This window comes from Stenotrophomonas sp. GD03877 (genome assembly GCF_029840555.1).
Classification (GTDB): domain Bacteria; phylum Pseudomonadota; class Gammaproteobacteria; order Xanthomonadales; family Xanthomonadaceae; genus Stenotrophomonas; species Stenotrophomonas geniculata.
Window position 1 is genome coordinate 1 of sequence record NZ_JAOCCT010000047.1, and the last position, 24,281, is coordinate 24,281.

Sequence of the window (24,281 nt, forward strand, 5' to 3'; positions counted from 1 at the left end):
CAGTTGCCGAACCGCTTGGGCAGGGCCCGCCACTTGCAGCCATTTTCGGCCACGAACAGGATCGCGTTGAGCACTTGAAGGTTGTCCAGCGACACATTGCCCCGCTGCCGCGGCAGGCAATCCTCGATACGCGCGAATTGCGCAGGCGTAAGTTCCATGCGCAGTATGTTAGCACGTAGTGTTAACAGGCCCTAAGTGAGGCTTGGAGGAAGACCGCTGTGCATGTCTGCGCTATCCTAGAGGGCGATTGACGATGGAGTTGCCAGAGTCGTCGCCCCTCAAACCCCTTCATCTTCCGCGCTAAACAAAGCTCTTGTCGGATGACGGTAAAAGCGACGGTAATGGCCCATGTTGATCATCGCAAATCCTTTTAACCACGCGGGCTTGCGTGACCTGTTGATGATCGAGTGGGAATGAGTTGAAAGAATGAGGGCGCCGAAAGGCGCCCTTGTTGTTGCTGGCTCATTTAAGCTAACGTTTGCAATGTGGCAGATGGGTAGTGTCGAGCTGAAAATGCAATTGCTAGTTAGAGAGATAACTTGGAGTGAGAGGGGCTGTCTATGAGCGAAACCTTGGTATCTCTATTCACTGCGGCGGTCTCCGGAGGGATAGTCGCAAAGCTCATAGATTATCCAGTTGATTGGATTAAGTATCACTTCGGTGAAAGGAAATCTGCAAAAGCACTTGTGGATGCCCATCTGGATCCGCTTTTGAAGGCTGCCGATGCGATTGTTGGAAAGACAGCCTCCCTTGCTGATCGGGATTTTTCTATGCCATCCGAGGGCAATCGAGAGGCGTTGGCTGCAGGGCTAGACCCAGATCTAATCGGGTTGGCGTATCTCTATGCGAGATTCTGGGGGCGAATAAATATTCTGGCAGAGGAAAGCGTGGGTGTATCACTCGCATCTGATAAGAGGGGCGCGAGGCTCCAGAAGTTCATCACTTGCTTGGGGTCCCCGCAAGTTCGCCTGGTCAATAGGACGCACCAAAACGCAATTGGCGAATTAACTACGGATCAGTCATTTGACAAGCGCTTGCGGACTATCGGTCTAGTTGAGTTTGGTAAAAAGATTAATGAAGAATCATTTGCAGCGATATGGTGCAAGCCACTCTTCGAGCTCCTGGGGCGAACCAACATAAAGGCTACCCGCCAGAATCTTCTCGTGTACGGAGTCGTGGCACAGGCTCTTGTGGATACTCTCGATCCCGATCACCACTCAACCCACCCCCGCCCACCTTATCCCAATAAGCTCTCAAAGGCCGCGAAACAGAAGATAGAGCATCTTGTGTTCGGTGAGTACTTAAAGGAAACCGAGGCAATTAATCGCTACACGAAAGTGCAATAAAAAAGGCACCCGCCGACCGCACTACTAGAGAGTAGAGTAGGATCATTGGGTGCCATCCACGGTTCGATCATAGCCTTTTTTCTGAGGAGGCGCAAGGGTCTCATTTGAGGCTGCACCTGGGATGCTTGGTTGTCTTGGTTTCAGATTAGTCTGACCTGCTCCCTGTTGACTTAGCCTGTTGGATCAGTTGGAGGCCTGCCGTGAGTCCGTTCGAGTAGTGCGAAGTGTGGTGCATTCCAACCCGAAGTTCGTTTTACGGGACTTCGAATGATTGTTCCTCGATTTATGGGTAATAGCACCGCTGGTGGTGTGTGGCAATAGGGCTGTTGCTTCACTGTTTGCTGAGGCATGACTCTTGGCGCAAGGCTCCCTTCTAGCGAACCGAGGATCATGTGGCTCAATGGCGATATCAGTTGTGTGGTCTAGAACGTTTTGTGCGCTTGCTTGTTAGCTGTTCTCCGCGGACCTAAAATCAATGCCACGCGTTGATGGGGGGCAGTTTGGATGCTCCATGGCAGATCATATGAGCAGATGCTCTGGATCGAATGATGTTTCATTGGCGGTTGTTGAGGGGGTTGGAAGGTGGATAAAAAGGAAGCTATCGAGCAGCTGGGCAAGTTCAAGGATCGCTTGCTTACGGATGTTGCGGGGGCCTATTCGCAGCGAGGGAGCGACTTCGGCAAGGAGCGATTCGAAGCTTGGCGGCGCCAGATAAATAAATTCCTTGACGAGAACATTTCGGGAGCAAGGAAGATGCTCGATAAAAAGCTAACTCAGACTGTGTTCTTTCGCCGCCAGTATGAAAGTGATTTTGATGTCTTCATGCGAGAGCGGGGAAACCCCTCCGTGGCTTTTTTGGATTCGCTCTCGCTAGATATAGCCAACGATGAATATGAGTTCTCACGCTCCTCAAGTGGAAATGCGTCGGAACTAGGTCGTGCGTCGGAAGCCCCAGAGTCAACTGCTGGCAGGTCAGATCGGGTCTTTATTGTCCATGGCCACAATGAGGCCATGAAATCCAAGGCTGCACGCTTTGTTGAAAAACTGGGGTTAAAGTCCATAATTCTCCATGAGCAGGCAAATCAGGGCCATACGATCATTGAGAAGATTGAGGCACATACAGATGTCGGATTTGCCATAGTTCTTTATACGCCTGATGACGTCGGCGGAACTTCACTGGAGGCAAAGGAAGGGGTTTTGCATTCCAGGGCGAGGCAGAATGTAGTTTTCGAACACGGCTATTTGATCGCCAAGCTGTCACGAGCAAGGGTCGTTCCTTTGGTTTCTGGAAAGGTGGAGCTGCCTAGCGATATTAGTGGTGTGGTTTATGTTGACGATGCCAACTGGCAAGTTGATATCGCGAAGGAGATGAGGGCTGCCGGATATAGCATCGACTTCAATAAATTGCTCGATAGTTAGCGATTAGTTCCGACCGAATCCGATTTATAAGTTGCGTATCTTTGGGTGCCAGCTCTTGGTCAAGGGCAGGTGGGGTGGCCGCCGGACAGTGGCTCTTAGTGTGCTGATCGGTGATAGCTTTTCGGTGGTTTGGTGCGGGATGAAGTCACTCCGGCCTAACCTCCTGACAAGCCCACTCAACCAGCCCCCGGCAGGCCAGAAACAACCCATCAACAACCCCCTCATCCAGATGCCGCTCGGGGTCCGCTGCCACCCTGCAGCGGTCTGCCGCGTGCAGCAACTCCAGCACCGTCAGCGCTCCCACCATTGCGCGCTCGGTCCTGGCAAGGCTCACGCGGCGGCCGGGCGACACATCGGTTTCCGGCCACGGGTGCCCATCGGCTCCTTCGCAGCCGCGCATGCGCTTGAGGATGCCGAGCAGGGAGTTCAGGTCGGGCAGGGGAGTGTCGTCGTTGATGGGCTCAACAACGGTGTAGGGGGAGAAGGTGTCAGATTCGTTCATGGCGTCGGCTTCCGTGGCTGTGCTTAACAGCGCCACCGCGTAGCGGGGTGGCGGACGATGCGTGGCTGCAAACCGGGATGAAGCAACGAATGACCGGTGGGTCCGAAGACCCCCACGCACCGCCCGCCAGATAGGCCGACGGATTGCCCGCCGGCACCGGTTAAGGACGGTGCCGACGGGCAAGCGTAAACAACAGTCGTTGCTCATCGCGGGTTTGCAGACCCGGAGCCACCCGTTGTCGGTGGCGCGTCATGGTGTTTACGCAGCCGCTTCGAATGCCAATAGAAATTCGCGAAGGAATCGTTGAATCCGAGAGCGAAGAGCTATTGTTGCACGCACCATTCGTGCGGCACGCGACACCGCCGGACGCATTCGCGCAGCTGATCTGTTGATTGCGAATCAACGTGGCGCAATCGCCCATGCCACAAGCGAATAGCGCGACGGCCTTCTTTGCAACAGTTCTTAGTCCGCCTCGACGGGCAGCGGCGCCGGATCATCCGCACAGCCAGAAAATCGGTTCAAACCCGACACCTCCAGCGAGCCTTGCAGCTTCAAACAACGCCAGCCTCAGCCGCATTCCCCACCAACAACTCAATCATCGCCCGCGCCGCCGCCGACTGCCGCCGATGCGGCGCATAGATCACCGAGAATGGCCTCGACCGTCCCCGCAGCTGCGGCAGCACCTCCACCAACTCCCCACGCAGCAACCGCTCGCGCACGATGAATTCATAGCTCTGGCAGATGCCGATGCCCTGTTCGGCCAGCGACACCACGCCCAGCACATCGTCGGAAGTCTCGATGGACGAACGCGGCAGCCAGTCCACGTCGTGCCCGCCGTCGCGGAAGATCCACGGCGCCAACCGCCCGGTGCGCGGCATCACGAACGGCAGGCACAGGTGCTGCTGCAGGTCGTCCAGCGTCTGCGGCGTACCCCGGCGCTGCAGATAGTCCGGCGCGGCCACCAGCAACAGCGGCGCATCCTCAAGCTTCCGCCCCACCAGCCCGCTGTCCGGCAGCTGGCCCAGGCGGATGGCCAGGTCGAAGCCTTCGGCCACCAGGTCCACGTTGCGGTTGGTGATGTTCAGTTCCACCTGCACCTGCGGGTACTGCTGCGCAAAGCGCGCCAGCACGGGCGGCAGCCGGTAGTGGCCATAGGTGGTGGGCACGCTCAGGCGCACGCGGCCGGCCAGCGCACCGTCCTGGGCCAGTACGTCGCGCTCGGCGTCGTCCAGCAGGCCGAAGGCGGTGCGCACCTGTTCCAGATAGAGCCGCCCGGCGTCGGTCAGGCCCACGCGGCGGGTGGTCCGCTGCAGCAGCTGCCGGCCCAGCCGCGCTTCCAACCGGGTGACCGCGCGGCTCAGCACCGAGGGCGTGGTGGACAGCGCCACCGCCCCGGCGGTGAACGAGCCGTGCTCGACCACCGCCAGGAACACCTCCACATCGCCCAGGTAGTCGAACTTGCGGCTCATTTGGCTCTCCGGGGAACAGATGTTTTGCGATGGGGCCAATTTATCGCCGCTGGGGCGATGAATAAAGTGGCCGCCATTCCCCGATAGGAGCTCCCCATGAACCTGATGACCCGGCTGGCCGCAGCGCTGGCCCTGACCCTGGCTGCCAGCGGCGCCCATGCCGCCAACGTGCTGGTGGTGCTGTCCGACGAAAACCACCTGGACCTGAAGGACGGCAAGGTGCTGTCCACCGGCTTCTATCTCAACGAGTTGATGCAGCCGGTCAAGCTGCTGCTGGACGCGGGCCACGAGGTGACCTTCGCCACGCCGCAGGGGCGGGCGCCGACGGTGGATGCGTCCTCGGTGACGCCGGCGTACTTCGGCAACGATGCCGCGCAGCTGACGCTGCACAAGGCGCTGCTGGAGAAGCTGGCGCTGACCTCGCCGACGGCCTCGCCGGTGGTGAGCCTGGCGCGCATCGAGCAGCAGGGCTACGCGCACTTCGACGCGGTCTACATTCCCGGTGGCCACGCGCCGATGCAGGACCTGCTGAAGAGCCCCGCGCTGGGCCGGTTGCTGGCCGACTTCCACCAGCGCAACAAGACCACCGCGCTGGTCTGCCACGGGCCGATCGCGCTGCTGTCCACGCTGCCGGATGCGGCGGGTTTCGTGGCAAAGCTGGAAGCCGGTGCGACGCCGGCCACGCCGACGTGGATCTACAGCGGCTACCAGATGACGGTGATCAGCAACCAGGAAGAGGAGCAGGCCAAGCCGCTGCTGGGTGGTGGCGAGATGAAGTTCTACCCGCAGACGGCGTTGCAGCGAGCGGGTGCGACGTTCAGCAGCAATGCCACGCCGTGGACCGGGCATGTGGTGGTGGACCGCGAGCTGATTACCGGGCAGAACCCGGCTTCTGCGCTGGAGGTGGGGCAGCGGTTGGTGGAGCGGTTGAAGTAAGGCGGGGCTCTGCACCGCATGCGGTGCCGTGGCACCATGGCGGACTGGCCTCGTCCTTATGAGCGAGGCCGGTTTTCCAGAGAAGCCCTTCACTACGACATGCGAACGTCCATCCGCTTCATTCTCTCCGCCCTGTGCCTTGGCCTGCTGTCTGGTTGCGCCAGCGGGCCGGATTACCACCATTCCAATCGCGAGATCACCAGCGCATTCGTGGCCGACGACGGCAAGCTGTACCTGCTGCCGGTCTATGACGAACCGATGCGCTTTGATGCGGCGCCGTTCCGTGATTACCGAGCGCTGATGGACAGCCCGCTGCGTGAGGCCGTGGTCTGCGCGCAGCTGTACTTCCGTGAGGACTGGCGCGTGCCGGCCGACAGGGCCAAGGTTCATGGCAGCTACGCGCTGCTGCTGCGGCCCGAGCAGGTGACGCCGGAACAGGCGGCGCAGTTCAAGCTGGAGCGGTTGGAGATCAGCCCGCGGGTGGCCAAGGCCATCGATGCATTGACGCGCCGGCCGTACATCCTTGAAGCCCGGAGCCGTTACGAGCTGGCGGCCAACCCGGACTGCAATCTTTCCAGGCAGGGCGGCAGCTACTACAGCGCGCTGTTCGAGAGTGACGGCGAACGGGTGACGTTGCCGGATGCCGCGGTGCTGGCCGCGAAGGCGAAGCTGCCGCAGTCGATCACCGCGCGTGCTGAGCGGATCCGGCCGGATGATACGGACAAGCCGGGTGTGGGTTCGGCGGCGGGCAAGGTGCTGGGGGCGGCGTTGGTGCCGGTGGCGGTGCCGGTGTTTGTGTTGAGCCTGCCGTTTTTGGGGCCGGATCATTGGAAGTGATGGGGCGTTGAGGGAGAGCCATCCACGCGTGGCGTGGATCTACCTGGGCATCGCCAATGCCTGAACGTTCAGCCTGGAGATCTGTGTGCCCAGCACATTGGAAGTTGTTTTGAAGACCGTAGGCTTCATTGTCCTTGTGGCGCTTCCGTTGGTGATCCTCTGGTTCACCCTTCGGCGAATGTCAGCGACTGCGCGATCCGCGTTGGGATCCGGGCTGCGATTGAATCCGCCTCGCCGGATCTCCGGCACGTCCATGACCTTGGTGATGGTGGATGGCAAAGAGGATCGCGAGCACTACTTCTTCGATACGGAAGCTTTCTACCTGCGGCGGGGACCGGTTCCCACGGCAGTTCCGCTTTCGCAGATCACCTCAGTCACCCGAACGTCCGACGTCATCTATGCGCGCTATGTCTGGCAGGTATGCTTCAGCAGAGCATCGGGTAAAAAGTGCGTGACGTTCACCAACAACCTTTCGCTGTTCAACCGCGACTTTCTGCTTTTTCTGGAGGCGGTGCGGAAGGCCAATCCGCTCGCGACCGTTGAGCGAGCGAGTCTGTTCTTCTGATTGTGCGGCGATATCAATAGCGCCGATTGGCAAGCAGAGGGACCAAGAGGGCGGGCTGTTGTGAATGATTTCGCGCGTGTCTTACCCACTCAGCCCATGCTGGCGGCACGGATCTGGATATCCTGCTGCACGCGCTGATCTTCCAGCTGCTGCTCCAGCTGGTTGGCGATGACGCGCTGATGCGCTTCGCGGCTGACGGCGTCGAACTGCTGCATGGATTCTTCGACTGAGGTCTGTGCGGCCAGTTCGGTCGGCATCGCAGCGCGCTGGTGTGCGGGGTCGCTGGGCTCGCCCTGTACGACGAACAGAGTATGACCGGCGGGTTTGTCCGCGGTGGCGTTGCTCAGCAGTACGTGGTCCACGCGATCCAGGTCGTTGTCCTTGGCGAGCACCAGCAAGCTGGCAGTCATGCGCTCGCTGGCTTCGTCGAACGTGCGGCCGTGCTTTGCATCTAATGTGGCTACGCCTGTGCGCACCTGCTGGTAGAGGGCGTGATCGGGATGCTCAGGCTGGGTAGGCAGCAGGGGGGCGGGCGGCGCTTCGGGCTCTTGCTGGGCCGTTGCGCTTGAGGGTGGTGCCGCCAGTGCTTCCACGGGTGGTGGCGCGTAAGGAGGCTCGTGCTCTGAGACCCTGGGCGCAGCGGCCTCGGCTGCTGCGAGGGGGGCTGGAACGTCTGGCTCAAGTTGGACTGGCGCTGGTGTTGCTTCGGCTTCGTGGAGACGAGCAGTAGCCGGGGCGGCGTCAGCCACTTCGGCCTGGATTGACGGGGCCAGAGAGTGGGTCTGAGTCGCAACGGGCTCCTGCGCAGGAGCGGGGTGTCCGACATCCGACGTAGGTAATGCACTCACTTCTGGCTGTGCGGGAGATCGCTCAGCGGAGGGAATGCCGGGTGACGGCACAGGGGCTGCCGGCATCGGGTGCGCAGGAGGATTTGCCTCGGTATGCGCTTGCCGCTCGCTTGACTCATCCGGTGCAGGTTGCGTTGCAGCGGCCGCGATCGGCTCCCGTCGTGGTGCTTCGCGGCGAGCCGGTTCCTGCACGGATTCCACACGATCCGAAGGCGTCGGCGCTGCAGGCGCAGGAGCGCGATGCTCCTGTACCAAGGGTGATGTGTTGGGCGACAGTGCAGCGCGTTCAACGCTGTGCGCATCGATCACGGCTTGTGGCGTCAGCCGTTCTTCGGCGTGCTCGCCGCGAACCTCAGCCACGGCAGCGGCGGCAACCTGCTGCGCTTGCGGTGCAGCGACACCCAGTCGATTGGCTTCCTGCATGGCCTGGTCGCGGGCTTCGCGTTCGTTGACGGTCAGTGCCTCGATACTGCGTTCGTGGGCGCCGGGTACCGGCGCCTCCATCTGTTGGATGGCGCGGATCTGCGGATAGGTTCGGTTCAACTCGTCGCGGATGTTGCCCTCGGCGAGCGAATCGTAGATCCAGCCGTCATGCAGCCATTCGCCGTCGCCCTGTTGCTGATAGGTGCGTCCATCGGATGCCAGTACGTGATCGGGATGGTCTTGGGCCCAGATCACTTCATCCGGAATCGGTCCGTACTGGGACCAGCCTTGGGCGGTGTAGGCCTGCTCGTACTGCTTGGCAAAGGCCGCCGAGCTACGGGCGGCGTTGAAGGCCATGATGCCCTGTGCGGCGTCATCAAGCTGGGCAGCCTTGGTGGCGTCGGCTACTTCGACCGTGGTGTTCTTGATACCGTGTTCGAGGACCTGATGGACGACCTCGCGCCGCCATTCGCCGGTTTCTGGATTGCGCTCCCAGGAGCGTGGCAGTGCGCTGGGCGTATCGCTGGCATCGCCGGCGATGCTGAAGGGATTGATCGGTTGATCCGGCGCGGACAGCCGCAGCCCGACGGCCCGGCTTGAGGCCTGGTAGTTCAGTTGCTGGGTCAATTCGGCGTCGGCCGTGAGCAGTGTAGTCGCGCCGTAGATCGGGCGATCGGCCAGGGTGCCGACGGTGCCGATGATCTCCCGCTCGCTGTGCGTCCAGCCCTTTTCGGGATGCGCCGGGTCAAACGTCCAGACCCTGCCGGTGCTGTCTGCCTGGTTGTTGATCTGGTACTTCTCGATCCAGTCGACGATCTCACTGCCACCCCAGGCGCCCAACCCGCCACCGATGATGCCGGTGACAATGGCGCCGGGGCCGGACTCGATGCCCAGCAGCGTACCGACCTTGGCGCCCACCACTGCGCCGGTCCAACCGCCGACGCTGCGTGCTCCGAAGTCCAGCAGCGCGGCTTCCGCGCCCGTCCGGTTGTCGCGTGCGTACAGGTCGGCGATCCTTGTTCCTTCCGTCGCGGCTTCAACGACCGTCGCTGCGGCGCCACCGATGACGGCGCCCCGCACCATGTTTGGACGCACGCGGATGGTGTGGTCGATGACGCGTGCTTCCTGGATGTTGGGTGTAATGCCTTCAACAACCTTGAGCGTTGCGCGCTCATCGAAAACGGCTGCCGCTGTTGGTGGACTGACCTTGTCGTTGAGGGGCAGGGTGTCCCCAAGCTCGGCGTGCCAGCGGCCTTGTGCACGCCAGCCATCGCGCAATGATTGGGTGATTCGAGGGTCTTTCAGCCGAGCTTCGCGTTCGGCTTCCAGTGCTGCGCCCGGCAGGCGGGTATCGGCATAACTGTCGTAGACCTGAGCGCCTTCGCGTCCGTAGAGCCGAATCTGGATGCCGGTCTCGGCCTGGACCTTGTCCAGATTGCCGGGCAGGGCATCGTAAACGTGTTTGCGTACATCTTCGGGGACGTAGCGGCCGAAGCCTTCGTCGTCCAGCTTGTCAGTAAACCTTCGGTCGACACCAAGCTCGCTTTCCAACCGATGTGCGACAACTCCCCGAATCTCCACTTCGTAGCCCTTGGCCTGGAGATTCTTGATCAGATTAACTGCGGCGTCGCCATTTCCTAGTGTCGTATCGAGGATGAGATTCCTGTGGCCCTCGACTGCCAGGGATCGCAGCTCTTTTGCCCATTGGCTGGCATCGCTGTGAGTATGCCCTGACCAGGTGTATGGGTGCTGCTGGACAAGCTGCGGAGCGTCACGGTGCATCTCCCGCAGCGCGTCGGGATCGATGGGAATGGCATCACCAGCAAGCTCTCGAATCGCAGCACCGGCAACCCCGCTCTTACCTGCGCCTGGCTGTCCAGCGAGTACAATTGCCTTGGGGTGCTCCTGAGGAGTGGTACTGTCCAGACCACTATGGGGAAGCACCTTCTACGCAAACACCTGCGCATGCGCCTGGGGCGCGAGGCTCCAATCGGCTGAACTCAACGCTCTAGCTCCTGAAAATAGGAGTACATCGACTCATCTCCTATCCATTGGCTTTGTAGGCGCGCCCTAAGCATTAACCGTTCTTTTTCAAGTGCATTGGCAATATCCTGGGGATTCCCAGCCGCTTCAGCAGCGGCAAGCTCACTCCGTGCCTCCATGATGAACGTTCCGAGCCTGCCTTCCAATGCGGAGATCGCGTCGTCGAACGGCATTAAAGGAATCTGTCGTGATCGTTCGGCTGATCGATTCAGTACTTCCTGCAGTCGTTCGATATGTTCCGGATAGTCCTTGAGCATTTCCCGGAGTTTGGCTGGAACGGGCGGAGAGGAAAGGGTCAAGATTGTCACCTTTTGGGCAGATCCACGTAGATTCGAGAATATCCCCACATGCCTTGGTGGGTCCAATGCTATTTGCGACAACGTATAGGCAAATGGGTTGTGTCGATTTGGCCGGCGAGTCAGATCATTGGGTCGCCATTCCTCGTGGGCTGGAGGAATGTACGGCATTGCGCATGCATAATCCCAATGGGGCGAACGGATGCCCGCAAACAGGAAGGAAGCCTGCGCCATGACGAACATGCCAACCCAGCTCACGACCGACTTCGATGCGGTGCTCGACCGTGGTGGCATTGCCTAGGCGCGGCGGCTGTTGGCCCCGCAGCTTGCACGCGGGTGCGCCGAAGCGTTGTTCCGCTCTTCTTCGATGCCTGTAGGGGAGGACGACGCACATGCCGAGGCGGACAGCTTCGCGACCCTCAACCAGGCCGCAGAGAGGGGCTATATCCCGGCAATCCATGCGGTAGGGCTGTGCCTGCTGACCGGTGACCGCGTCGAGCAGGACGTCATGCGGGCGGCCGCGCATTTTGAACGGGCATCGGAGGCCGGCTATCCGTTGGCCATGTCCGAGTTTGGCTTGGCGCTGTTCCATGGCAAGGGTGTCGCCAGCGACGTGCCGCGTGCGGTGTACCTGATCCGTGCTTCGGCGCAGGGTGGGAATGAGTACGCCAGGGAGTTCCTACTGGCGTACTCGTTGGACGTGGGCACATAGGAGGAGGGTGCGGCGGCCGGTAACGCTACACTGGCGGCCTACCTCCGACGGAAGCTCGCCCATGTTCAGTGGAAAGGTTGCAGTAGTCACCGGCTCCACCAGTGGTATCGGTCTTGGCATTGCCAGCGCGCTGGCGCGGCAAGGTGCCGATATCGTGCTGAACGGCTTCGGCGATGCGGCGGAGATCGAACGCATGCGTACCGGTCTGGAAGCCGAGTTCGGCGTGCGCGTGGCGCATGACGGCGCCGACCTGTCCCGTGGCGAGGCGGTGCGCGGAATGATCGACCGCGCGGTTGCGACGATGGGGCGCATCGACATCCTGGTGAACAATGCCGGCATCCAGCACACCGCGTCGATCGAGAAGTTCCCGGTCGAGAAGTGGGATGCGATCCTGGCGCTGAATCTCTCGGCGGTGTTCCATGTCACGGCAGCGGCCCTGCCGCACATGAAGCAGCAGGGCGCCGGCCGCATCATCAACATTGCGTCGGTGCACGGGCTGGTCGGGTCGGTGAACAAGTCGGCCTATGTGGCAGCCAAGCATGGCGTGATCGGGTTCACCAAGGTGACCGCGCTGGAGAATGCGGGCACCGGCATCACCGCCAATGCCATCTGCCCGGGCTGGGTGCGAACGGCGCTGGTCGAGCAGCAGATCACCGCGTTGGCTGAGCGCGAAGGCACGGATCAGGAGTCCGCCGCCCGCGCGCTGCTGGCTGAAAAGCAGCCGTCGTTGCAGTTCGTGACGCCCGATCAGCTGGGCGAGATGGTGGTGTTCCTGGCCTCGGACGCTGCGGCGCAGATCACCGGCACGGCACTGCCCGTGGATGGGGGCTGGACGGCGCGTTAGCTGGCTGGCTGCGCCTTACGCTGCAGCATCGGCAGCGCCACCAGCGTTACCAGAATGGTGAATAGCACCAGCGACGAGCCGACCGTGCCGAAGCCCAGCCCGCCTTTTTCCAGCGGCTTGGTGAGCAGATCGCCGAAGGTCGCACCGAACGGGCGGGTGAGCACGAAGGCGATCCAGAACAGGATGACCCGGTTGATGCCCTTGATGCGGCTGGCCAGTGCGGTGAGCGCGATGAGGCTGCCGATCAGCAGTGCGCCGCCGGTGAAGCCCAGCCCGGAATCGTCGGCAAGGAAGTCGCCCAGCGCGGTGCCCAGCGTGTTGGAGAACAGCACGGCGGTCCAGTAGAAGCCTTCGGCGCGGCGCGATGCGACGTTGCTGACCGAGATCGACTTTTCCGACATGCGCCAGGCCAGCAGCACCAGCGCCAGGCAGCCGGCCAGCAGGCTGGCGCCGGTGGCGTAGCCCAGGCCGAGCGTGCGGTCGATCAGGTCCGACATGGTAGTGCCGGCGGTGCTGGTGGCCAGCACCACCGACCAGAACAGCACCGGGTGGAAGCGATGTGCCGACAGTTGTAGGGCCAACAGGCCGGCGAAGATCGCCAGCAGGATGGCCGAGCTGGCCACGTAGCCCAGGTTGAGCGTCATCGACAGCAGATCGCCCGCAGTCTCGCCGAGGGTGGTGGCGGCAATCTTCATCACCCAGAAGCCAAGGGTGACCGCCGCCACCTTGCTGTGCAGGGAATCTGCGTCTGAAGCACTCATCGAACGTCGCCTGGGGAGCCTGCCGGTGATGCTCTGGCGGGCGGCGTCGGAGTGCGGTCGGAACCGGGTTCGGTGAGGGTGAGTGTGGGGCTGGCGTTCAGCCCGCGCTGGCGGGGGACGAAAGGCGAACCAGCAGGGCATCCCAGTCGGACACGAAGCAGCCGTTGTGGCCGCGGTTGCACTCAATGATCCACGCGTCCAGCGATTCGCTCTGTGCGCGGTAGTCGCTGACATCGCCCAGCACGGCGAAGTGCAGGCGGTAGTTCACCAGCATCTGCAGCCATTGCCCGGCCGTGCCGGAGCGCAGCTCGAAGAAGTCTGCCGAAAGGCGCTGCACCGGCACGGCAATCCACTCGGCCTGATGCCCAAGGGCGTCGCCGACCAGATCGCGCAGGCCGTTGGCATCGAGTGCGGGGCCCTGCGGCGCGATGCGCAGGAGGCGGGTGGTGCCGATCTGTTCGAGATGTGTGTGCATGGTGCGCTCCGAAGTCCGTATCGTCCGTCCAGTATGGTCGTGGAAAGCGGGCGATGGCGAGCGGGTGCAACATGAGTCTGCTGAGTGGACGCGCTAAGCTGCACCAGGCGACTGCTCAAGGCGGGTTCACTGCAATGGGTAAGGACATGGCAGGGTGGAAGAATCGTTCGTTGTTGATGGCGGTGCGGGGTGTGTTCGGGTCTGCCGGCTGCGGCCGCGGAGCTGTGCACCGCCAGCGCCCACGGTGACGGGCAGGGTAGCAACCTGGGGAAGTGCACGCGACTTGGCGGCGGGATGTTTTGGTCTGGTGGATACTTTACTGGCGCCGGCCGAGCGATTGGTCGTGAGATTGGTTAGCAACTCGACACCATACGCGCCCTTGAAGATGAATTCCGATGCCTGTGTTTAACAAGATATGATGTCAGTAGACAGTGATTTAGGGTAGCGAATTCTAAGGATGGAATCGATGATGAAGGTGATGAGCTTTGCCGCACTGTTCAGTAGCAGTGCTTTCAAGCTTGGAGGAAGGCGAAGTGCACCTCTGGCAGTGAGATGGTTGTTCTGCCTTGCATTGATGATTCTTTTACTCGCTGGAACCGCAGAAGCTCAGACCGTTACCTATATCCATACCGATGCACTAGGCTCGGTAGTTGCCGAGTCAGATGAGAAAGGCGATGTTATAAGGCGGTACGATTACGAGCCTTTCGGGGCTCCCATCGATGGCGTGGTTGCCGACGGACCTGGCTACGCTGGGCATGTGAGCGATGCTTCTACCGGTCTTAGCTACATGCAGCAAAGGTACTAGGACCGCCCAGATAGGGCGGTTTCTCTCAGTCGACCCTGTAACGGCGAATTCTAGTTCGGACACTCGATTGTTCGGCCGCTACCAGTATGCATTCAACAATCCGTACAGATTTACCGATCCGGATGGCCGATGTCCGGTTTGCGTGCCGTTTGTTACAGGCCTGATGATCTACCTGACTTCAGGGCCTGCAAATGCCCCGGCAGTTGGCGAAAAGACGTCAGATATGCCCGAAGGTGAGCAGATTGCGAGCGCCATTCCTGGTGGCGGTCCCACTGCTCGTACAATCAGGTTTGGCGTTAAACAGATTGATAGTCAGCTAAGGCTTCCGTACATCCGGAAGGATGTTCGCCAGGAAGTTGAAAGGAGGGCTCCTCGTGCCCAGGATGGCCGGCCAATCGATCCGAATACGAACAGACCAATTGATGGCAAACCAGACCTTGGGCACAAGACCGGCAATGAGCATCGCACCGAAGCCGCAAGCGCAAAATCAGAAGGACTGGCTCAGAAGCAATTCAACGACAGGATGAACAATCCTGACAAGTACCAATTGGAAGATCCCAGCTCCAATAGAAGTCATAGATTTGAGAAGAAGCCCTGACAGGATCTGTTCATGAAAAATAAGCCCTTTCAGATTGACGCTAGCGGCATCGTGCAACTTGTAGATGCAGGCGGAGCATGCCTGGCCACGGATCGGATCACCGTGGATGGAATGCCAGTTGGCTATTGCTATAGGGAAGAGCCGGACTTCCAGGCGGATAGCGGATGGAGGTTCTTTGCCGGAGATGAGAGCGAGGAGTACCTCGCCGACGCCGAGAACATCGAGATCTATGATGTGAACACGATTGCGAACTATGATCGTGCGATCCTGCAGGTGCTGGATCAGTCGATTGGCTCTGCGTTCGTCCGCAATGCGGACAATCAGTTCAAGCTGGCAGAATAGTGCGGCGGCGATCCATGCGGATCGATAGGTTCTGGTACATCCACAGGGTGACCTTGCGGATGACCAGAACAGGCCGACCCACGGCTACTCAAATCGGCTTCGCAAACACATCCAGCCCCTTACCCGTTTCCAGCAACGACTTCAGGCTCGACAGCACGATCGGCCAGCCCTGGCGGATGCCGGTATCCATGCCGCTGCCCGGTTCAAGCTCGTCGTGGGTAACGGTCAGCCGCACCATGTCCTGGTAGGGCACGATCTCGAAGGTGACCCGGCTGTAGGCCGCGGGAGTGTCGGCCTGCGAGGCGGCGGCCCAGGTGATGACCAGCCGCGAGGGCGGGGTGCTTTCCACCACTTCGCCGACCAGTTCGACCGAGCGCGTTTCGTTGGCACGCACATGCTGCCAGCGCGAACCGGGTTTCCAGTCCGAGAGGTTTTCGTGGCCCCAGTAGCGGCTGGCGATCTCGGGCCTGGTGATGGCCTCGAACACCTTCTGCGGCGTGGAGGCGATGTAGATCACGTGGATGAAGCGGGTGGACTCTGCGGACATCGTCATTCTCCTTCCAGTTCTCGTTTCAGGTCATGCAGCAGGCTCAAGCGCTGCTGCTCGAACTTGCGTACCCAGCGCTCGTAGACTTCATGCAGCGGCACCGGGTTGATGAAGTGCAGCTTTTCGCGGCCACGACGCACGGTGCTGATCAGGTTGGCATCTTCCAGCAGGCCCAGGTGCTGGGTGACCGATTGCCGGGCCATGTCCAGGTGTTCGCAGAGCTGGCCCAGGGTCTGGCCGTTGTCTTCGCAGAGCAGGTCCAGCAGCGTTCTGCGCGTGGGGTCGGCCAGGGCCTTGAACACCTTGTCTGCATTCATGCGGGGCGTCTTCAGTTCCAGTTGTCGATCCTGACGTCGTGTGGGTTGGGCTGGCCCCTGCCGGTTTCCAGCAGGGCTTTGAGGCTCATTAGGAACACCGCCCACTTGGTGCTGCAGTGGGAGGTGAACTCGACGCGTTCTTTCCAGCCTTCGTGGGTGAACAGCACGATGCAGTAGTCGCCTTCCTGTTTCAGTGCGAAGCGTGCATGCGTGCCGATCCATTCGGCGGGGCCGGCCAGGAACTTCCAGAGCACCAGCTCGCCGGGAACGAGCTGTTCGAGCAGCATTTCCATGGCGCCGATTTCCTGGCCGTTGTTGGTGAAACGGACCTTGACCGTGCCACCGGTCTCGCGGTCGCCATGGGTGTCTTCAGCCCACCAGGCGGCGACGCCTTCGGGGGTGGCCAGGGCTTGGTACACCTGGCTTGCGGGGGCCTTGATGCCGACCCGATGCGCGATATCCACCATTGCAGGTTCCTCGCGTGGGCGGGCAGGCGCCGCCGTCGAGTGGACTATATGCAGGTAAATGCCTGCATGTCAAATCCGGCCCACGGACTTCCGGCCCTGGCAGTGCTGGCCGCTGGCCGGCATCCTCGGTGCAGCCGATTGATGCGTTGGAAGGAGTGCGTGCATGACTGAAGCTGGAAAGGACACCTTGACCATCCGCCGCGCCAGCGTGGCCGATGCCCCTGCGGTGCTGAGGCTCTTCGACGAGGTGATCGGATGGTTCGTGTCGATCGGTAATCTGCAGCAGTGGGGCAGCGAGCCGTGGTCGACGGTGCCGCGTCGGATCACCCAGGTGACTGATGCCTGTGCGCTGCCCGGCGCTTGGGTAGCGCAGAACGAACTGGGTGAGGTGCGTGCGTTCCTGGCGCTGGGTGAGTCGATGCCCTATGTACCGGCGCCCGATGGGCCAGAGCTGTACGTACGCGTGCTGGTGGCTTCGCGCGATGGCCGCGTGCGTGGCATCGGCCGCCGCTTGATGGCGTTTGCCGATGAGCAGGCGCGCGCTGCCGGGCTCGACCATCTGCGCGTGGACTGCTACGGCGGTGGCAATGGTGATCTGGTGCGCTTCTATGAGTCCTGTGGCTACACACGCATCGCGCCGTTCAACGTGGATGGATGGCCGGGCATGCTGCTGGGCCGGCAGCTCTGACACGGCTGCGTCATTCGGTCGCAGCGTGTGTGCAGGAAACGGTACATCGGTTCGGCGCTAGAGTAGGGCCATGACCTGCACGGGATGGCTGTGTCATCCCGCTGCGGGTTCCTGATGACCCCTCCAGGAAGGAGCAGTGCATGTACTACAGCAGTGGCAACTACGAAGCCTTCGCGCGCCCGCGCAAGCCCGCTGGTGTCGATGGCAAGCGGGCCTGGTTCGTCGGTTCGGGCCTGGCCTCGCTGGCCGGTGCCGCGTTCCTGGTGCGTGACGGACGCATGGCCGGTGAACGCATCACCATCCTTGAACAGCAGCAGATTGCCGGCGGTGCGCTGGATGGCCTGAAGGTGCCGGAAAAGGGTTTCGTGATCCGCGGTGGCCGCGAGATGGAGAACCATTTCGAGTGCCTGTGGGACCTGTTCCGCTCGATCCCCTCGCTGGAGATCGACGACGCCAGCGTGCTGGACGAGTTCTACTGGTTGAACAAGGACGACCCGAACTATTCGTTGCAGCGCGCCACCATCAATCGCGGCGAGGATGCGCACACCGATGGCCTGTTCACGCTGACCGAGCAGGCGCAGAAGGACATCATCGCGCTGTTCCTGGCCACCCGGCAGGAGATGGAGAACAAGCGCATCAACGAAGTGCTGGGCCGCGATTTCCTGAACAGCAACTTCTGGTTGTACTGGCGCACCATGTTCGCGTTCGAGGAATGGCATTCGGCGCTGGAGATGAAGCTGTACCTGCACCGCTTCATCCACCACATCGGCGGGCTGCCGGACTTCTCCGCACTGAAGTTCACCAAATACAACCAGTACGAATCGCTGGTGCTGCCGCTGGTGAAGTGGCTGCAGGACCATGGCGTGGTGTTCCAGTACGGCACCGAAGTGACCGACGTCGACTTCGATCTACAGCCGGGCCGCAAGCAGGCCACGCGCATCCACTGGACGCGCGAGGGCGTGGCGGGTGGCGTGGATCTGGGCGCGGACGATCTGCTGTTCATGACCATCGGTTCGCTGACCGAGAATTCGGACAACGGCGACCACCACACTGCGGCACGCTTGAACGAAGGCCCGGCGCCGGCCTGGGACCTGTGGCGACGCATTGCCGCGAAGGATGCAGCGTTCGGGCGCCCGGACGTGTTCGGCGCGCACATTCCGGAAACCAAGTGGGAATCGGCGACGGTGACCACGCTGGATGCGCGCATTCCGGCTTACATCCAGAAGATAGCGAAGCGCGATCCCTTCAGCGGCAAGGTGGTGACCGGCGGCATCGTCAGCGTGCGCGACTCGCGCTGGCTGATGAGCTGGACGGTGAACCGGCAGCCACATTTCAAGAACCAGCCCAAGGACCAGATCGTGGTCTGGGTGTATTCGCTGTTTGTGGATACGCCCGGCGACTACGTGAAGAAGCCGATGCAGGACTGCACCGGCGAGGAGATCACCCGCGAGTGGCTGTACCACTTGGGCGTGCCGGTGGAGGAGATCGACGAGCTGGCCGCGACCGGTGCCAAGACGGTGCCGGTGATGATGCCGTACATCACCGCGTTCTTCATGCCGCGCCAGGCCGGTGACCGCCCGGACGTGGTGCCGGAAGGTGCGGTGAACTTCGCCTTCATCGGCCAGTTCGCCGAGTCGAAGCAGCGCGACTGCATTTTCACCACCGAGTATTCGGTGCGCACGCCGATGGAGGCGGTGTACACACTGCTGGATATCGAACGCGGCGTGCCGGAGGTGTTCAATTCCACCTACGACGTGCGCTCGCTGCTGGCCGCGACCGGGCGCCTACGTGACGGCAAGGAACTGGATATTCCGGGGCCGGCGTTCCTGCGCAACCTGCTGATGAGCAAGCTGGACAAGACCCAGATCGGTGGCCTGCTGCGCGAGTTCAAGCTGGTGCAGGACGACTGAGCGGGGTGTGGGGGCGCCGGGCATGGCCCGGTACTACCGGGAATCAGCAGCCGACCAGGCGGTCTGCGCCGATCCCGTTGCGATGCTGGCTGCGGTATTCGGTCGGGCTGGCGTCCGCCTGGCTGCGGAAATGGCGGCGGAAGGATTCCTGTGAACCAAAGCCGGCCTGCTCGGCGATCCACTGCAGCGGCCGGTCGGTGGTTTCCAGCAGCTCACGCGCGAAGGCCACGCGCTCGCGGATCAGCCAGTCGATCGGCGACAGGCCGGTGGCTTCCAGGAACTGCCGCTGCAGGGTGCGCTGGCTGAGCGCGGCCTGCTCGGCGAGACTGCCAAGGGAATGTGGCTCGCGCAGGTTGCGGCGCATCCATTCCATCAGCCTTGCCAGCCGCGTGGGCTCGCCATGGGGAATGGCGCGGCTGACGCGCTGGCTGCGGCCGGCATCGCGCCACGGCGCCAGCACCAGCCGTTCGGCCACCAGGTTGGCTACCCGTGCGCCGTAATCCTTGCGCACCATGTGCAGCATCATGTCCATGCCGGTGGCGGAACCGGCCGAGGTGATGATGCTGCCGGTGTCCACGTACAGCACATCCTCGCGTACGTCGATGCGCGGGAAGTCGCGCGCCAGTGCTTCGGTGAGCCGCCAGTGGGTGGTGGCCTGGCGGCCATCGAGCAGCCCGGCCCAGGCCAGCACGAATGCACCGGAGCAGATCGAGGCGATGCGCGCGCCACGTGCGTGGGCACGGATGAGTGCATCGAGCAATGCCTGTGGCGGGCGCTCGCTGGGTTCGCGCCAACCGGGGATGACGATGATGCTGGCGTCATCAACAGTGCTCAGATCGTAGGGAAGCTGCACCTGCGTTCCGCCGAGCATGCGCAGCGCACCAGGTTCGCCTGCACACAACTGGGTGCGGTACCAGGCCACGCCGAGTTCCGGCCGCACCGGCGCGAACAAGCCTACCGCGCAGCCAAATTCGAACAGCCCCTGGCCGTGGCAGGCGACGATGGCAACGAGCGGCGCGGCGGGATCGGCGGGTGGGCTGGGCATGGCTTGATGCTACGGGTGCAGATGCATGGCGCTGAGTGGTGCGCGGGCATGAGGTGATGCTCGCGGGGCATGTAGAGCCGAGCCATGCTCGGCTCAATGCTGGCAGAAGGAGATGTACTTGACGCCGTCACGAAGAGCAGCCGAGCGTGGGCTCGGCTCTACAGAATGCAGGGCACCGGTGCTGCGGCCTAACGTCATTACCAGCGGTCATGTGGGTGGCCGGATATGACGGTTGGGTGACGTGATCCCGCCTGTCGCGCCAGGTGAACAGGCCCTTGAATGGAAGCGTGTTTCCGGCCCACCCCCACGAGCCCCCATGCCTGCCGCCCACGCCCCTGTCCTGAGCACTCTCGCTGTTCTGATCACTGCTATCCTCGCCGCGTCGCCCACCCATGCGGCGGAAACCGATGCCGATCCTGCCGCCACCGCCGCGACAGCCAACGTGGCAGCGTCCACGCTGGATGCAGTGGTAGTGACTGGTTCGCGCACCAGCACGCGCACGGTAAAGAACAGCTCCACGCCCATCGATGTGATCTCCGCCGAGGACCTTGCCGCTACCGGGCAGGGCAACCTGCTGGAAGCGTTGCAGCGCAGCCTGCCGTCGCTGAGCCAGATCGGCGGCTACCAGAGTGACCAGGAAAGCCTGATCCGCGGCTACCAGCTGCGCAACCTGTCGCCGGGCTACACGCTGGTGCTGGTGAACGGCAAGCGTCGCAATGCCAGTGCCTATGTGAGCGGGGCAAACGGCGGCGGCTATCCGGGCCATGCCTGGGCCGATCTGGCGTTGATTCCGGTCTCGGCCATCGACCATGTCGAAGTGCTGCGCGATGGTGCCTCGGCCATCTACGGCTCGGATGCGATCACCGGCGTGGTCAACGTGATCCTGAAGTCGCAGGCGCACGGCGGTGAGTTTGCCGTGGAGAGCGGGCAGAGCATCGACGGTGATGGTTCGCGCACCAGCGTGCGTGCCAACGTGGGCCTGCCGTGGGGACAGGATGGCTTCGTCAATCTGTCTGGCGAGACCACGCGCCAGCATCATGCGATCCGCACCCGCCGCTACGTCGATGGCTATCTGAGCTACCCGGCGGTGGACGGCAACGGCAATCTGGTGGCATTGCGCCCGAACAACCGGTTGCCTGCGGGTGCGTCGCCGAACCCGGCCGAGGCCAACCGCAATGCCGAGGCCAACATCATCCTCAGCTCGCCGTCGTATGCGCTGAAGGCCTTCGCGGTGAACGTAGGCCATGGCCTGGGCGAAAGCGCGCAGTTCTACGCTAACGCTACGGCCAGTGACCGCACCGCGCAGGCGATCCAGAACTTCCGTCTGCCGGCGACCATCTTCACCACCTACAAGGCACCCGGCGTGCTGAGTGTGTTCCCGGATGGCTTCCTGCCGGTACTGGAAACCAAGGAGAAACAGTACACCGGCACCGCAGGCGTGAAAGGCCAGATCGCGGGCTGGGACTACGACGCCAGCCTGACCGGCAACCGCAGCACGGTGCGTACCTACACCCGTAATTCGGTGAACTATTCGCTGCCGTACCCGGGATCGCCCACCGATTTCTATGACGGCAAGCTGGACTACCAGCAGGGTATCGCCAACCTCGATCTGCGCCGTGGCTTCGAGGTGGCGGCATTCGCCTCGCCGCTGGAAGTGAGCGCAGGTGCCGAGTACCAGCACGAAAAGTACGAACGCGGCGCCGGGCAGTGGGAGTCGTATACCGGCTTTGGTGCTGCGGCCTTCGTCGGCTATTCCACTGCGGACGCGGTGAAGGCTACCCGCAACAGCAAGGCGGTCTATGTGGGCGCGGCCACCAACGTCACCTCGCGCTGGTACCTGGATGCGGCCGCGCGCTGGGAAGACCATTCCGACTTCGGCAGTGTCTCCACCGGCCGCCTGACCACGCGCTTCGACGTCACCGACGCGCTGGGCGTGCGCGCGACGGTCAGCAACGGTTTCCATGCACCCAGCCTGGGCGCGCAGTTCTACCAGGCCACGGGCAGCTGCCCCTGCGGCACCACGCTGGTGGCGCAGGTGTCTTCGCCGGCGGCGATCGCACTGGGTGCCACGCCGCTGAAGCCCGAGAAAGCCACCAACTACAGCCTGGGCGTGACCTGGGACCCGAGCCCGGCCTTCCACCTGGCCGTGGATGCGTACCAGATCGATATCCGTGGCCAGCTCGGGCAGTCCAGCCAGATCGGCTACAACGCACAGGATCCGGCGCGCGTTACCGACAACAGCGGTACGGTGCTGAGCGCGGCGCAGAAGAACACCATCGATGCGCTGCTGGGTTCGGCCGGCATCAGCATCCTGCCGGGTGATGCGTTCTACGCGAGCTACTTCACCAACGTGGGCAACACCCGCACACGCGGTGTCGAGCTGACCCTGGAGGCGAACCAGGAAACCACGTGGGGCAAGCTGCGCTGGAGCTACGCGGCCAACGTGGGTCGCACCACCATCCAGAAGGTCAGCGACATTCCGGCGGCGCTGCAGGGGCTGCCGAACATCAACCTGCTGACCAAGAGCAGCGAGTACGCGCTGCGCTTCCGCACGCCGAGCTACACGCAGGTGGCCGGCCTGGGGTGGCAGAACGGGCGCTGGCGCTCGAACGTCGATTTCACCTACTACGGCCCGATCAAGCGCCTGAACAACGGCGTTGAGTACAAGCAGCCGCCGGTGCTGGTGACCAATCTCTCCGGTGCCGTGGAACTGGGGGCGGGCTGGAGTGCGGCGCTGGGCATCAACAACGTGTTCGACAAGCGCACCCGCAAGGTGCCCGAGTACGCGCGCAGTGCCACCGATGTGGCCAGCATCGAGACGACCTGGGACAACGGCGATGTGCTGGGCAACGTTGGAGCGTACTGGTATGGGCGGGTCAGCTATCGGTTCTGATCTGGAGCAGTCGAGCATGGCTCGACTCTACAAAGGCGAAAGCAGCCGAGCATGGCTCGGCTCTACATGGGAGAGGGTCATGTCTTCTGCATTGAAGGTGGTTGCATTGGTGGGGTCGCCGACCAGTTCGGCGACGTCGCGCACGTTGCTGCTGGTGCGGCACCTGCTGGCGTCGCTGCAGCAGCGGGTGCACGCCAGTGTGGATCTGGTGGAGCTGGCACCGATCGCGCGTTCGCTGGGGCAGTCGTTGTCGCGCGATGAAGCGGAGCCCGCCGTGGAGCAGGCGCTGCAGACGATCGAGTCGGCCGAGCTGCTGGTGGTGGCCGCGCCGGTGTATCGGGGGGCGTATCCGGGGCTGTTCAAGCACCTGGTCGACTTCATCGGGCTGGAAGCGCTGGTGGATACGCCGGTATTGCTGGCAGCGACCGGCGGCAGCGAGCGCCATGCGCTGGTGATCGACCACCAGTTGCGGCCGTTGTTCAGTTTCCTGCAGGCGCACACGCTGCCGATCGGGGTGTATGCCACGCCTGCCGACTTCGATGGCGAGCACATCAACAGTGCTGCTTTGCAGGCGCGGATCGCGCTGGCGACCGAGCGTGCGGCCGGGCATCTGGCTACGCAGGCGCTGGCGGTAGCGGCGCCGCTGCGACGCATCGCCTGACGGCATAACCGACGGCGCTTTGCTTATGGCCAAGGCGCATCTGCGTGGCCGGATCTGACCGCCGATTGTCGTCTGGCATCGCCGTGCCGACCGCCGTCATCTCTAGCATCGATATCGAAGCGGCATCGCATTGCCGCCCCCCGATGAGGACGACCCCGTGAGTCTGGACGCAACCGACAAGCCCATCCTGTTCCTGCTCGACCGTGAGTTCGAGGACGGACAGATTCCCGGCCAGCGCTTCTTCTGCCGGCACAGCCTGCTGCTGGAAGGGGCGCTGTCGAGCATCGACGGCCTGGACGCGCAGCTGGACGTGCGCCGCATCGGCTTCGCGCGGCCGCGCCGCGAGGTGATCGCCGAGATCGGCGAGCAGGACCAGTCGCTGCCGAAGCTGGTGCTGCCGCAGGGCGTGCGCAGTGATCTTGCGAGTGGCGCGCACCAGGACCGCCAGTACATCTCCGGCGCCGAGCCGATACTGGCCGCACTGAACGGGTTGCTCGGCATCCCCGTGGCCCATCCCTGAGCGAGGACGCGA

The 24,281-nt window shown here is 62.5% G+C and carries 26 protein-coding genes; 15 read left to right on the plus strand and 11 right to left on the minus strand.

The features are described from left to right. Positions 1 to 158: IS5 family transposase (locus N5D20_RS22780; RefSeq protein WP_054660924.1), on the minus strand; the 158-nt coding region annotated here is incomplete at its 3' end. A 402-nt stretch (positions 159 to 560) separates the two neighbouring features. Between N5D20_RS22780 and N5D20_RS22785 the strand changes: the two genes are divergently transcribed. Both N5D20_RS22785 and N5D20_RS22790 read left to right on the plus strand, forming a co-directional pair. Beyond that, positions 561 to 1,346 (plus strand): hypothetical protein, encoded by a 786-nt coding sequence (locus N5D20_RS22785; RefSeq protein ID WP_197578683.1) that lies wholly within the window; start codon positions 561 to 563, stop codon positions 1,344 to 1,346. Positions 1,347 to 1,928: 582 nt separating this feature from the next. Further along, complete coding sequence (locus N5D20_RS22790) at positions 1,929 to 2,765, plus strand: nucleotide-binding protein (RefSeq protein WP_197578682.1); 837 nt, start codon at positions 1,929 to 1,931, stop codon at positions 2,763 to 2,765. 145 nt (positions 2,766 to 2,910) lie between these two features. Here N5D20_RS22790 and N5D20_RS22795 read toward each other — a convergent pair whose 3' ends face one another. Next, positions 2,911 to 3,267 carry a hypothetical protein gene (locus N5D20_RS22795; RefSeq protein ID WP_197578681.1) on the minus strand — a complete coding sequence of 119 codons (357 nt, stop codon included), beginning with the start codon at positions 3,265 to 3,267 and terminating at the stop codon, positions 2,911 to 2,913. Between the two features lie 551 nt (positions 3,268 to 3,818). Next, positions 3,819 to 4,736, minus strand: a complete 918-nt coding sequence (locus N5D20_RS22800; RefSeq protein WP_197578680.1) for a LysR family transcriptional regulator — start codon at positions 4,734 to 4,736, stop codon at positions 3,819 to 3,821. Between the two features lie 96 nt (positions 4,737 to 4,832). On the opposite strand from N5D20_RS22800, the gene N5D20_RS22805 reads away from it, so the two are divergent. From N5D20_RS22805 to N5D20_RS22815, 3 genes are all read left to right on the plus strand, one after another. After that, the gene (locus N5D20_RS22805; protein ID WP_197578679.1) at positions 4,833 to 5,672 is read left to right on the plus strand and encodes a type 1 glutamine amidotransferase domain-containing protein; all 840 of its coding nucleotides are present in this window, start codon (positions 4,833 to 4,835) and stop codon (positions 5,670 to 5,672) included. 99 nt (positions 5,673 to 5,771) lie between these two features. Then, positions 5,772 to 6,509 (plus strand): hypothetical protein, encoded by a 738-nt coding sequence (locus N5D20_RS22810; protein ID WP_197578678.1) that lies wholly within the window; start codon positions 5,772 to 5,774, stop codon positions 6,507 to 6,509. 109 nt (positions 6,510 to 6,618) lie between these two features. After that, positions 6,619 to 7,074: a hypothetical protein gene (locus N5D20_RS22815; RefSeq protein WP_235303976.1), complete on the plus strand. Its 456-nt coding sequence runs from the start codon at positions 6,619 to 6,621 to the stop codon at positions 7,072 to 7,074. Positions 7,075 to 7,163: 89 nt separating this feature from the next. Here N5D20_RS22815 and N5D20_RS22820 read toward each other — a convergent pair whose 3' ends face one another. Further along, positions 7,164 to 10,289, minus strand: a complete 3,126-nt coding sequence (locus N5D20_RS22820) for a zeta toxin family protein (RefSeq protein WP_191851427.1) — start codon at positions 10,287 to 10,289, stop codon at positions 7,164 to 7,166. Between the two features lie 56 nt (positions 10,290 to 10,345). Then, positions 10,346 to 10,942, minus strand: a complete 597-nt coding sequence (locus N5D20_RS22825) for a hypothetical protein (protein WP_279915150.1) — start codon at positions 10,940 to 10,942, stop codon at positions 10,346 to 10,348. Between the two features lie 55 nt (positions 10,943 to 10,997). Here N5D20_RS22825 and N5D20_RS22830 point away from each other — a divergent pair, with 55 nt between their 5' ends. Together N5D20_RS22830 and N5D20_RS22835 are read left to right on the plus strand one after the other, a co-directional pair. Then, positions 10,998 to 11,396, plus strand: coding sequence for an SEL1-like repeat protein (locus N5D20_RS22830; protein ID WP_197578677.1), 399 nt, complete (start codon positions 10,998 to 11,000; stop codon positions 11,394 to 11,396). A gap of 61 nt (positions 11,397 to 11,457) precedes the next feature. After that, positions 11,458 to 12,240 carry a 3-hydroxybutyrate dehydrogenase gene (locus N5D20_RS22835; RefSeq protein ID WP_197578676.1) on the plus strand — a complete coding sequence of 261 codons (783 nt, stop codon included), beginning with the start codon at positions 11,458 to 11,460 and terminating at the stop codon, positions 12,238 to 12,240. On the opposite strand, the gene N5D20_RS22840 is transcribed toward N5D20_RS22835, so the two are convergent. Together N5D20_RS22840 and N5D20_RS22845 are read right to left on the minus strand one after the other, a co-directional pair. Continuing rightward, positions 12,237 to 13,001, minus strand: a complete 765-nt coding sequence (locus tag N5D20_RS22840) for a hypothetical protein (protein ID WP_197578675.1) — start codon at positions 12,999 to 13,001, stop codon at positions 12,237 to 12,239. The genes N5D20_RS22835 and N5D20_RS22840 overlap by 4 nt on opposite strands. 97 nt (positions 13,002 to 13,098) lie before the next feature. Further along, complete coding sequence (locus N5D20_RS22845; RefSeq protein WP_197578674.1) at positions 13,099 to 13,476, minus strand: DUF4180 domain-containing protein; 378 nt, start codon at positions 13,474 to 13,476, stop codon at positions 13,099 to 13,101. Positions 13,477 to 13,945: 469 nt separating this feature from the next. On the opposite strand from N5D20_RS22845, the gene N5D20_RS24755 reads away from it, so the two are divergent. The 3 genes from N5D20_RS24755 (at position 13,946) to N5D20_RS22860 (ending at position 15,221) form a co-directional block, all read left to right on the plus strand. After that, positions 13,946 to 14,281: a hypothetical protein gene (locus N5D20_RS24755; protein WP_343239059.1), complete on the plus strand. Its 336-nt coding sequence runs from the start codon at positions 13,946 to 13,948 to the stop codon at positions 14,279 to 14,281. A gap of 67 nt (positions 14,282 to 14,348) precedes the next feature. Continuing rightward, on the plus strand, positions 14,349 to 14,879 hold the full coding sequence (locus N5D20_RS22855) for a GH-E family nuclease (RefSeq protein WP_343239058.1): 531 nt from the start codon (positions 14,349 to 14,351) through the stop codon (positions 14,877 to 14,879). A gap of 12 nt (positions 14,880 to 14,891) precedes the next feature. After that, complete coding sequence (locus tag N5D20_RS22860; protein ID WP_197578671.1) at positions 14,892 to 15,221, plus strand: DUF2185 domain-containing protein; 330 nt, start codon at positions 14,892 to 14,894, stop codon at positions 15,219 to 15,221. An 88-nt stretch (positions 15,222 to 15,309) separates the two neighbouring features. Here the strand turns inward: N5D20_RS22860 and N5D20_RS22865 are convergent, their stop codons facing one another. From N5D20_RS22865 to N5D20_RS22875, 3 genes are read right to left on the minus strand one after another with little or no spacing between them, the layout of a single operon-like run. After that, entirely contained in the window at positions 15,310 to 15,768 is a 459-nt protein-coding gene (locus N5D20_RS22865; protein ID WP_197578670.1) for an SRPBCC family protein, read from the minus strand. Between the two features lie 2 nt (positions 15,769 to 15,770). Further along, positions 15,771 to 16,085 (minus strand): metalloregulator ArsR/SmtB family transcription factor, encoded by a 315-nt coding sequence (locus N5D20_RS22870; RefSeq protein ID WP_005416268.1) that lies wholly within the window; start codon positions 16,083 to 16,085, stop codon positions 15,771 to 15,773. An 11-nt stretch (positions 16,086 to 16,096) separates the two neighbouring features. After that, positions 16,097 to 16,552: an SRPBCC domain-containing protein gene (locus N5D20_RS22875; protein ID WP_197578669.1), complete on the minus strand. Its 456-nt coding sequence runs from the start codon at positions 16,550 to 16,552 to the stop codon at positions 16,097 to 16,099. Positions 16,553 to 16,715: 163 nt separating this feature from the next. Between N5D20_RS22875 and N5D20_RS22880 the strand changes: the two genes are divergently transcribed. Both N5D20_RS22880 and N5D20_RS22885 read left to right on the plus strand, forming a co-directional pair. After that, on the plus strand, positions 16,716 to 17,240 hold the full coding sequence (locus tag N5D20_RS22880) for a GNAT family N-acetyltransferase (protein WP_197578668.1): 525 nt from the start codon (positions 16,716 to 16,718) through the stop codon (positions 17,238 to 17,240). Between the two features lie 140 nt (positions 17,241 to 17,380). After that, positions 17,381 to 19,150 carry an oleate hydratase gene (locus tag N5D20_RS22885; RefSeq protein ID WP_197578667.1) on the plus strand — a complete coding sequence of 590 codons (1,770 nt, stop codon included), beginning with the start codon at positions 17,381 to 17,383 and terminating at the stop codon, positions 19,148 to 19,150. 43 nt (positions 19,151 to 19,193) lie between these two features. On the opposite strand, the gene ftrA is transcribed toward N5D20_RS22885, so the two are convergent. Continuing rightward, on the minus strand, positions 19,194 to 20,195 hold the full coding sequence (gene ftrA / locus N5D20_RS22890; protein ID WP_197578666.1) for a transcriptional regulator FtrA: 1,002 nt from the start codon (positions 20,193 to 20,195) through the stop codon (positions 19,194 to 19,196). A gap of 316 nt (positions 20,196 to 20,511) precedes the next feature. On the opposite strand from ftrA, the gene N5D20_RS22895 reads away from it, so the two are divergent. From N5D20_RS22895 to N5D20_RS22905, 3 genes are all read left to right on the plus strand, one after another. Further along, the gene (locus tag N5D20_RS22895; RefSeq protein ID WP_197578665.1) at positions 20,512 to 23,088 is read left to right on the plus strand and encodes a TonB-dependent receptor; all 2,577 of its coding nucleotides are present in this window, start codon (positions 20,512 to 20,514) and stop codon (positions 23,086 to 23,088) included. Between the two features lie 79 nt (positions 23,089 to 23,167). Further along, positions 23,168 to 23,749 carry an FMN reductase gene (gene msuE, locus N5D20_RS22900; protein WP_197578664.1) on the plus strand — a complete coding sequence of 194 codons (582 nt, stop codon included), beginning with the start codon at positions 23,168 to 23,170 and terminating at the stop codon, positions 23,747 to 23,749. A gap of 157 nt (positions 23,750 to 23,906) precedes the next feature. Next, complete coding sequence (locus N5D20_RS22905) at positions 23,907 to 24,269, plus strand: DUF3088 family protein (RefSeq protein WP_014646898.1); 363 nt, start codon at positions 23,907 to 23,909, stop codon at positions 24,267 to 24,269. Positions 24,270 to 24,281: the final 12 nt, after the last annotated feature.

Bases quoted from the DNA above. Each gene is read 5' to 3' on its own strand.
- N5D20_RS22785 (WP_197578683.1), top strand. From the start codon at position 561: ATGAGCGAAACCTTGGTATCTCTATTCACTGCGGCGGTCTCCGGAGGG.
- N5D20_RS22795 (WP_197578681.1), bottom strand. From the start codon at position 3,267: ATGAACGAATCTGACACCTTCTCCCCCTACACCGTTGTTGAGCCCATC.
- N5D20_RS22800 (WP_197578680.1), bottom strand. From the start codon at position 4,736: ATGAGCCGCAAGTTCGACTACCTGGGCGATGTGGAGGTGTTCCTGGCG.
- N5D20_RS22805 (WP_197578679.1), top strand. From the start codon at position 4,833: ATGAACCTGATGACCCGGCTGGCCGCAGCGCTGGCCCTGACCCTGGCT.
- N5D20_RS22810 (WP_197578678.1), top strand. From the start codon at position 5,772: ATGCGAACGTCCATCCGCTTCATTCTCTCCGCCCTGTGCCTTGGCCTG.
- N5D20_RS22835 (WP_197578676.1), top strand. From the start codon at position 11,458: ATGTTCAGTGGAAAGGTTGCAGTAGTCACCGGCTCCACCAGTGGTATC.
- N5D20_RS22840 (WP_197578675.1), bottom strand. From the start codon at position 13,001: ATGAGTGCTTCAGACGCAGATTCCCTGCACAGCAAGGTGGCGGCGGTC.
- N5D20_RS22845 (WP_197578674.1), bottom strand. From the start codon at position 13,476: ATGCACACACATCTCGAACAGATCGGCACCACCCGCCTCCTGCGCATC.
- N5D20_RS24755 (WP_343239059.1), top strand. From the start codon at position 13,946: ATGAAGGTGATGAGCTTTGCCGCACTGTTCAGTAGCAGTGCTTTCAAG.
- N5D20_RS22860 (WP_197578671.1), top strand. From the start codon at position 14,892: ATGAAAAATAAGCCCTTTCAGATTGACGCTAGCGGCATCGTGCAACTT.
- N5D20_RS22865 (WP_197578670.1), bottom strand. From the start codon at position 15,768: ATGTCCGCAGAGTCCACCCGCTTCATCCACGTGATCTACATCGCCTCC.
- N5D20_RS22870 (WP_005416268.1), bottom strand. From the start codon at position 16,085: ATGAATGCAGACAAGGTGTTCAAGGCCCTGGCCGACCCCACGCGCAGA.
- N5D20_RS22875 (WP_197578669.1), bottom strand. From the start codon at position 16,552: ATGGTGGATATCGCGCATCGGGTCGGCATCAAGGCCCCCGCAAGCCAG.
- N5D20_RS22880 (WP_197578668.1), top strand. From the start codon at position 16,716: ATGACTGAAGCTGGAAAGGACACCTTGACCATCCGCCGCGCCAGCGTG.
- N5D20_RS22885 (WP_197578667.1), top strand. From the start codon at position 17,381: ATGTACTACAGCAGTGGCAACTACGAAGCCTTCGCGCGCCCGCGCAAG.
- ftrA (WP_197578666.1), bottom strand. From the start codon at position 20,195: ATGCCCAGCCCACCCGCCGATCCCGCCGCGCCGCTCGTTGCCATCGTC.
- N5D20_RS22895 (WP_197578665.1), top strand. From the start codon at position 20,512: ATGCCTGCCGCCCACGCCCCTGTCCTGAGCACTCTCGCTGTTCTGATC.
- msuE (WP_197578664.1), top strand. From the start codon at position 23,168: ATGTCTTCTGCATTGAAGGTGGTTGCATTGGTGGGGTCGCCGACCAGT.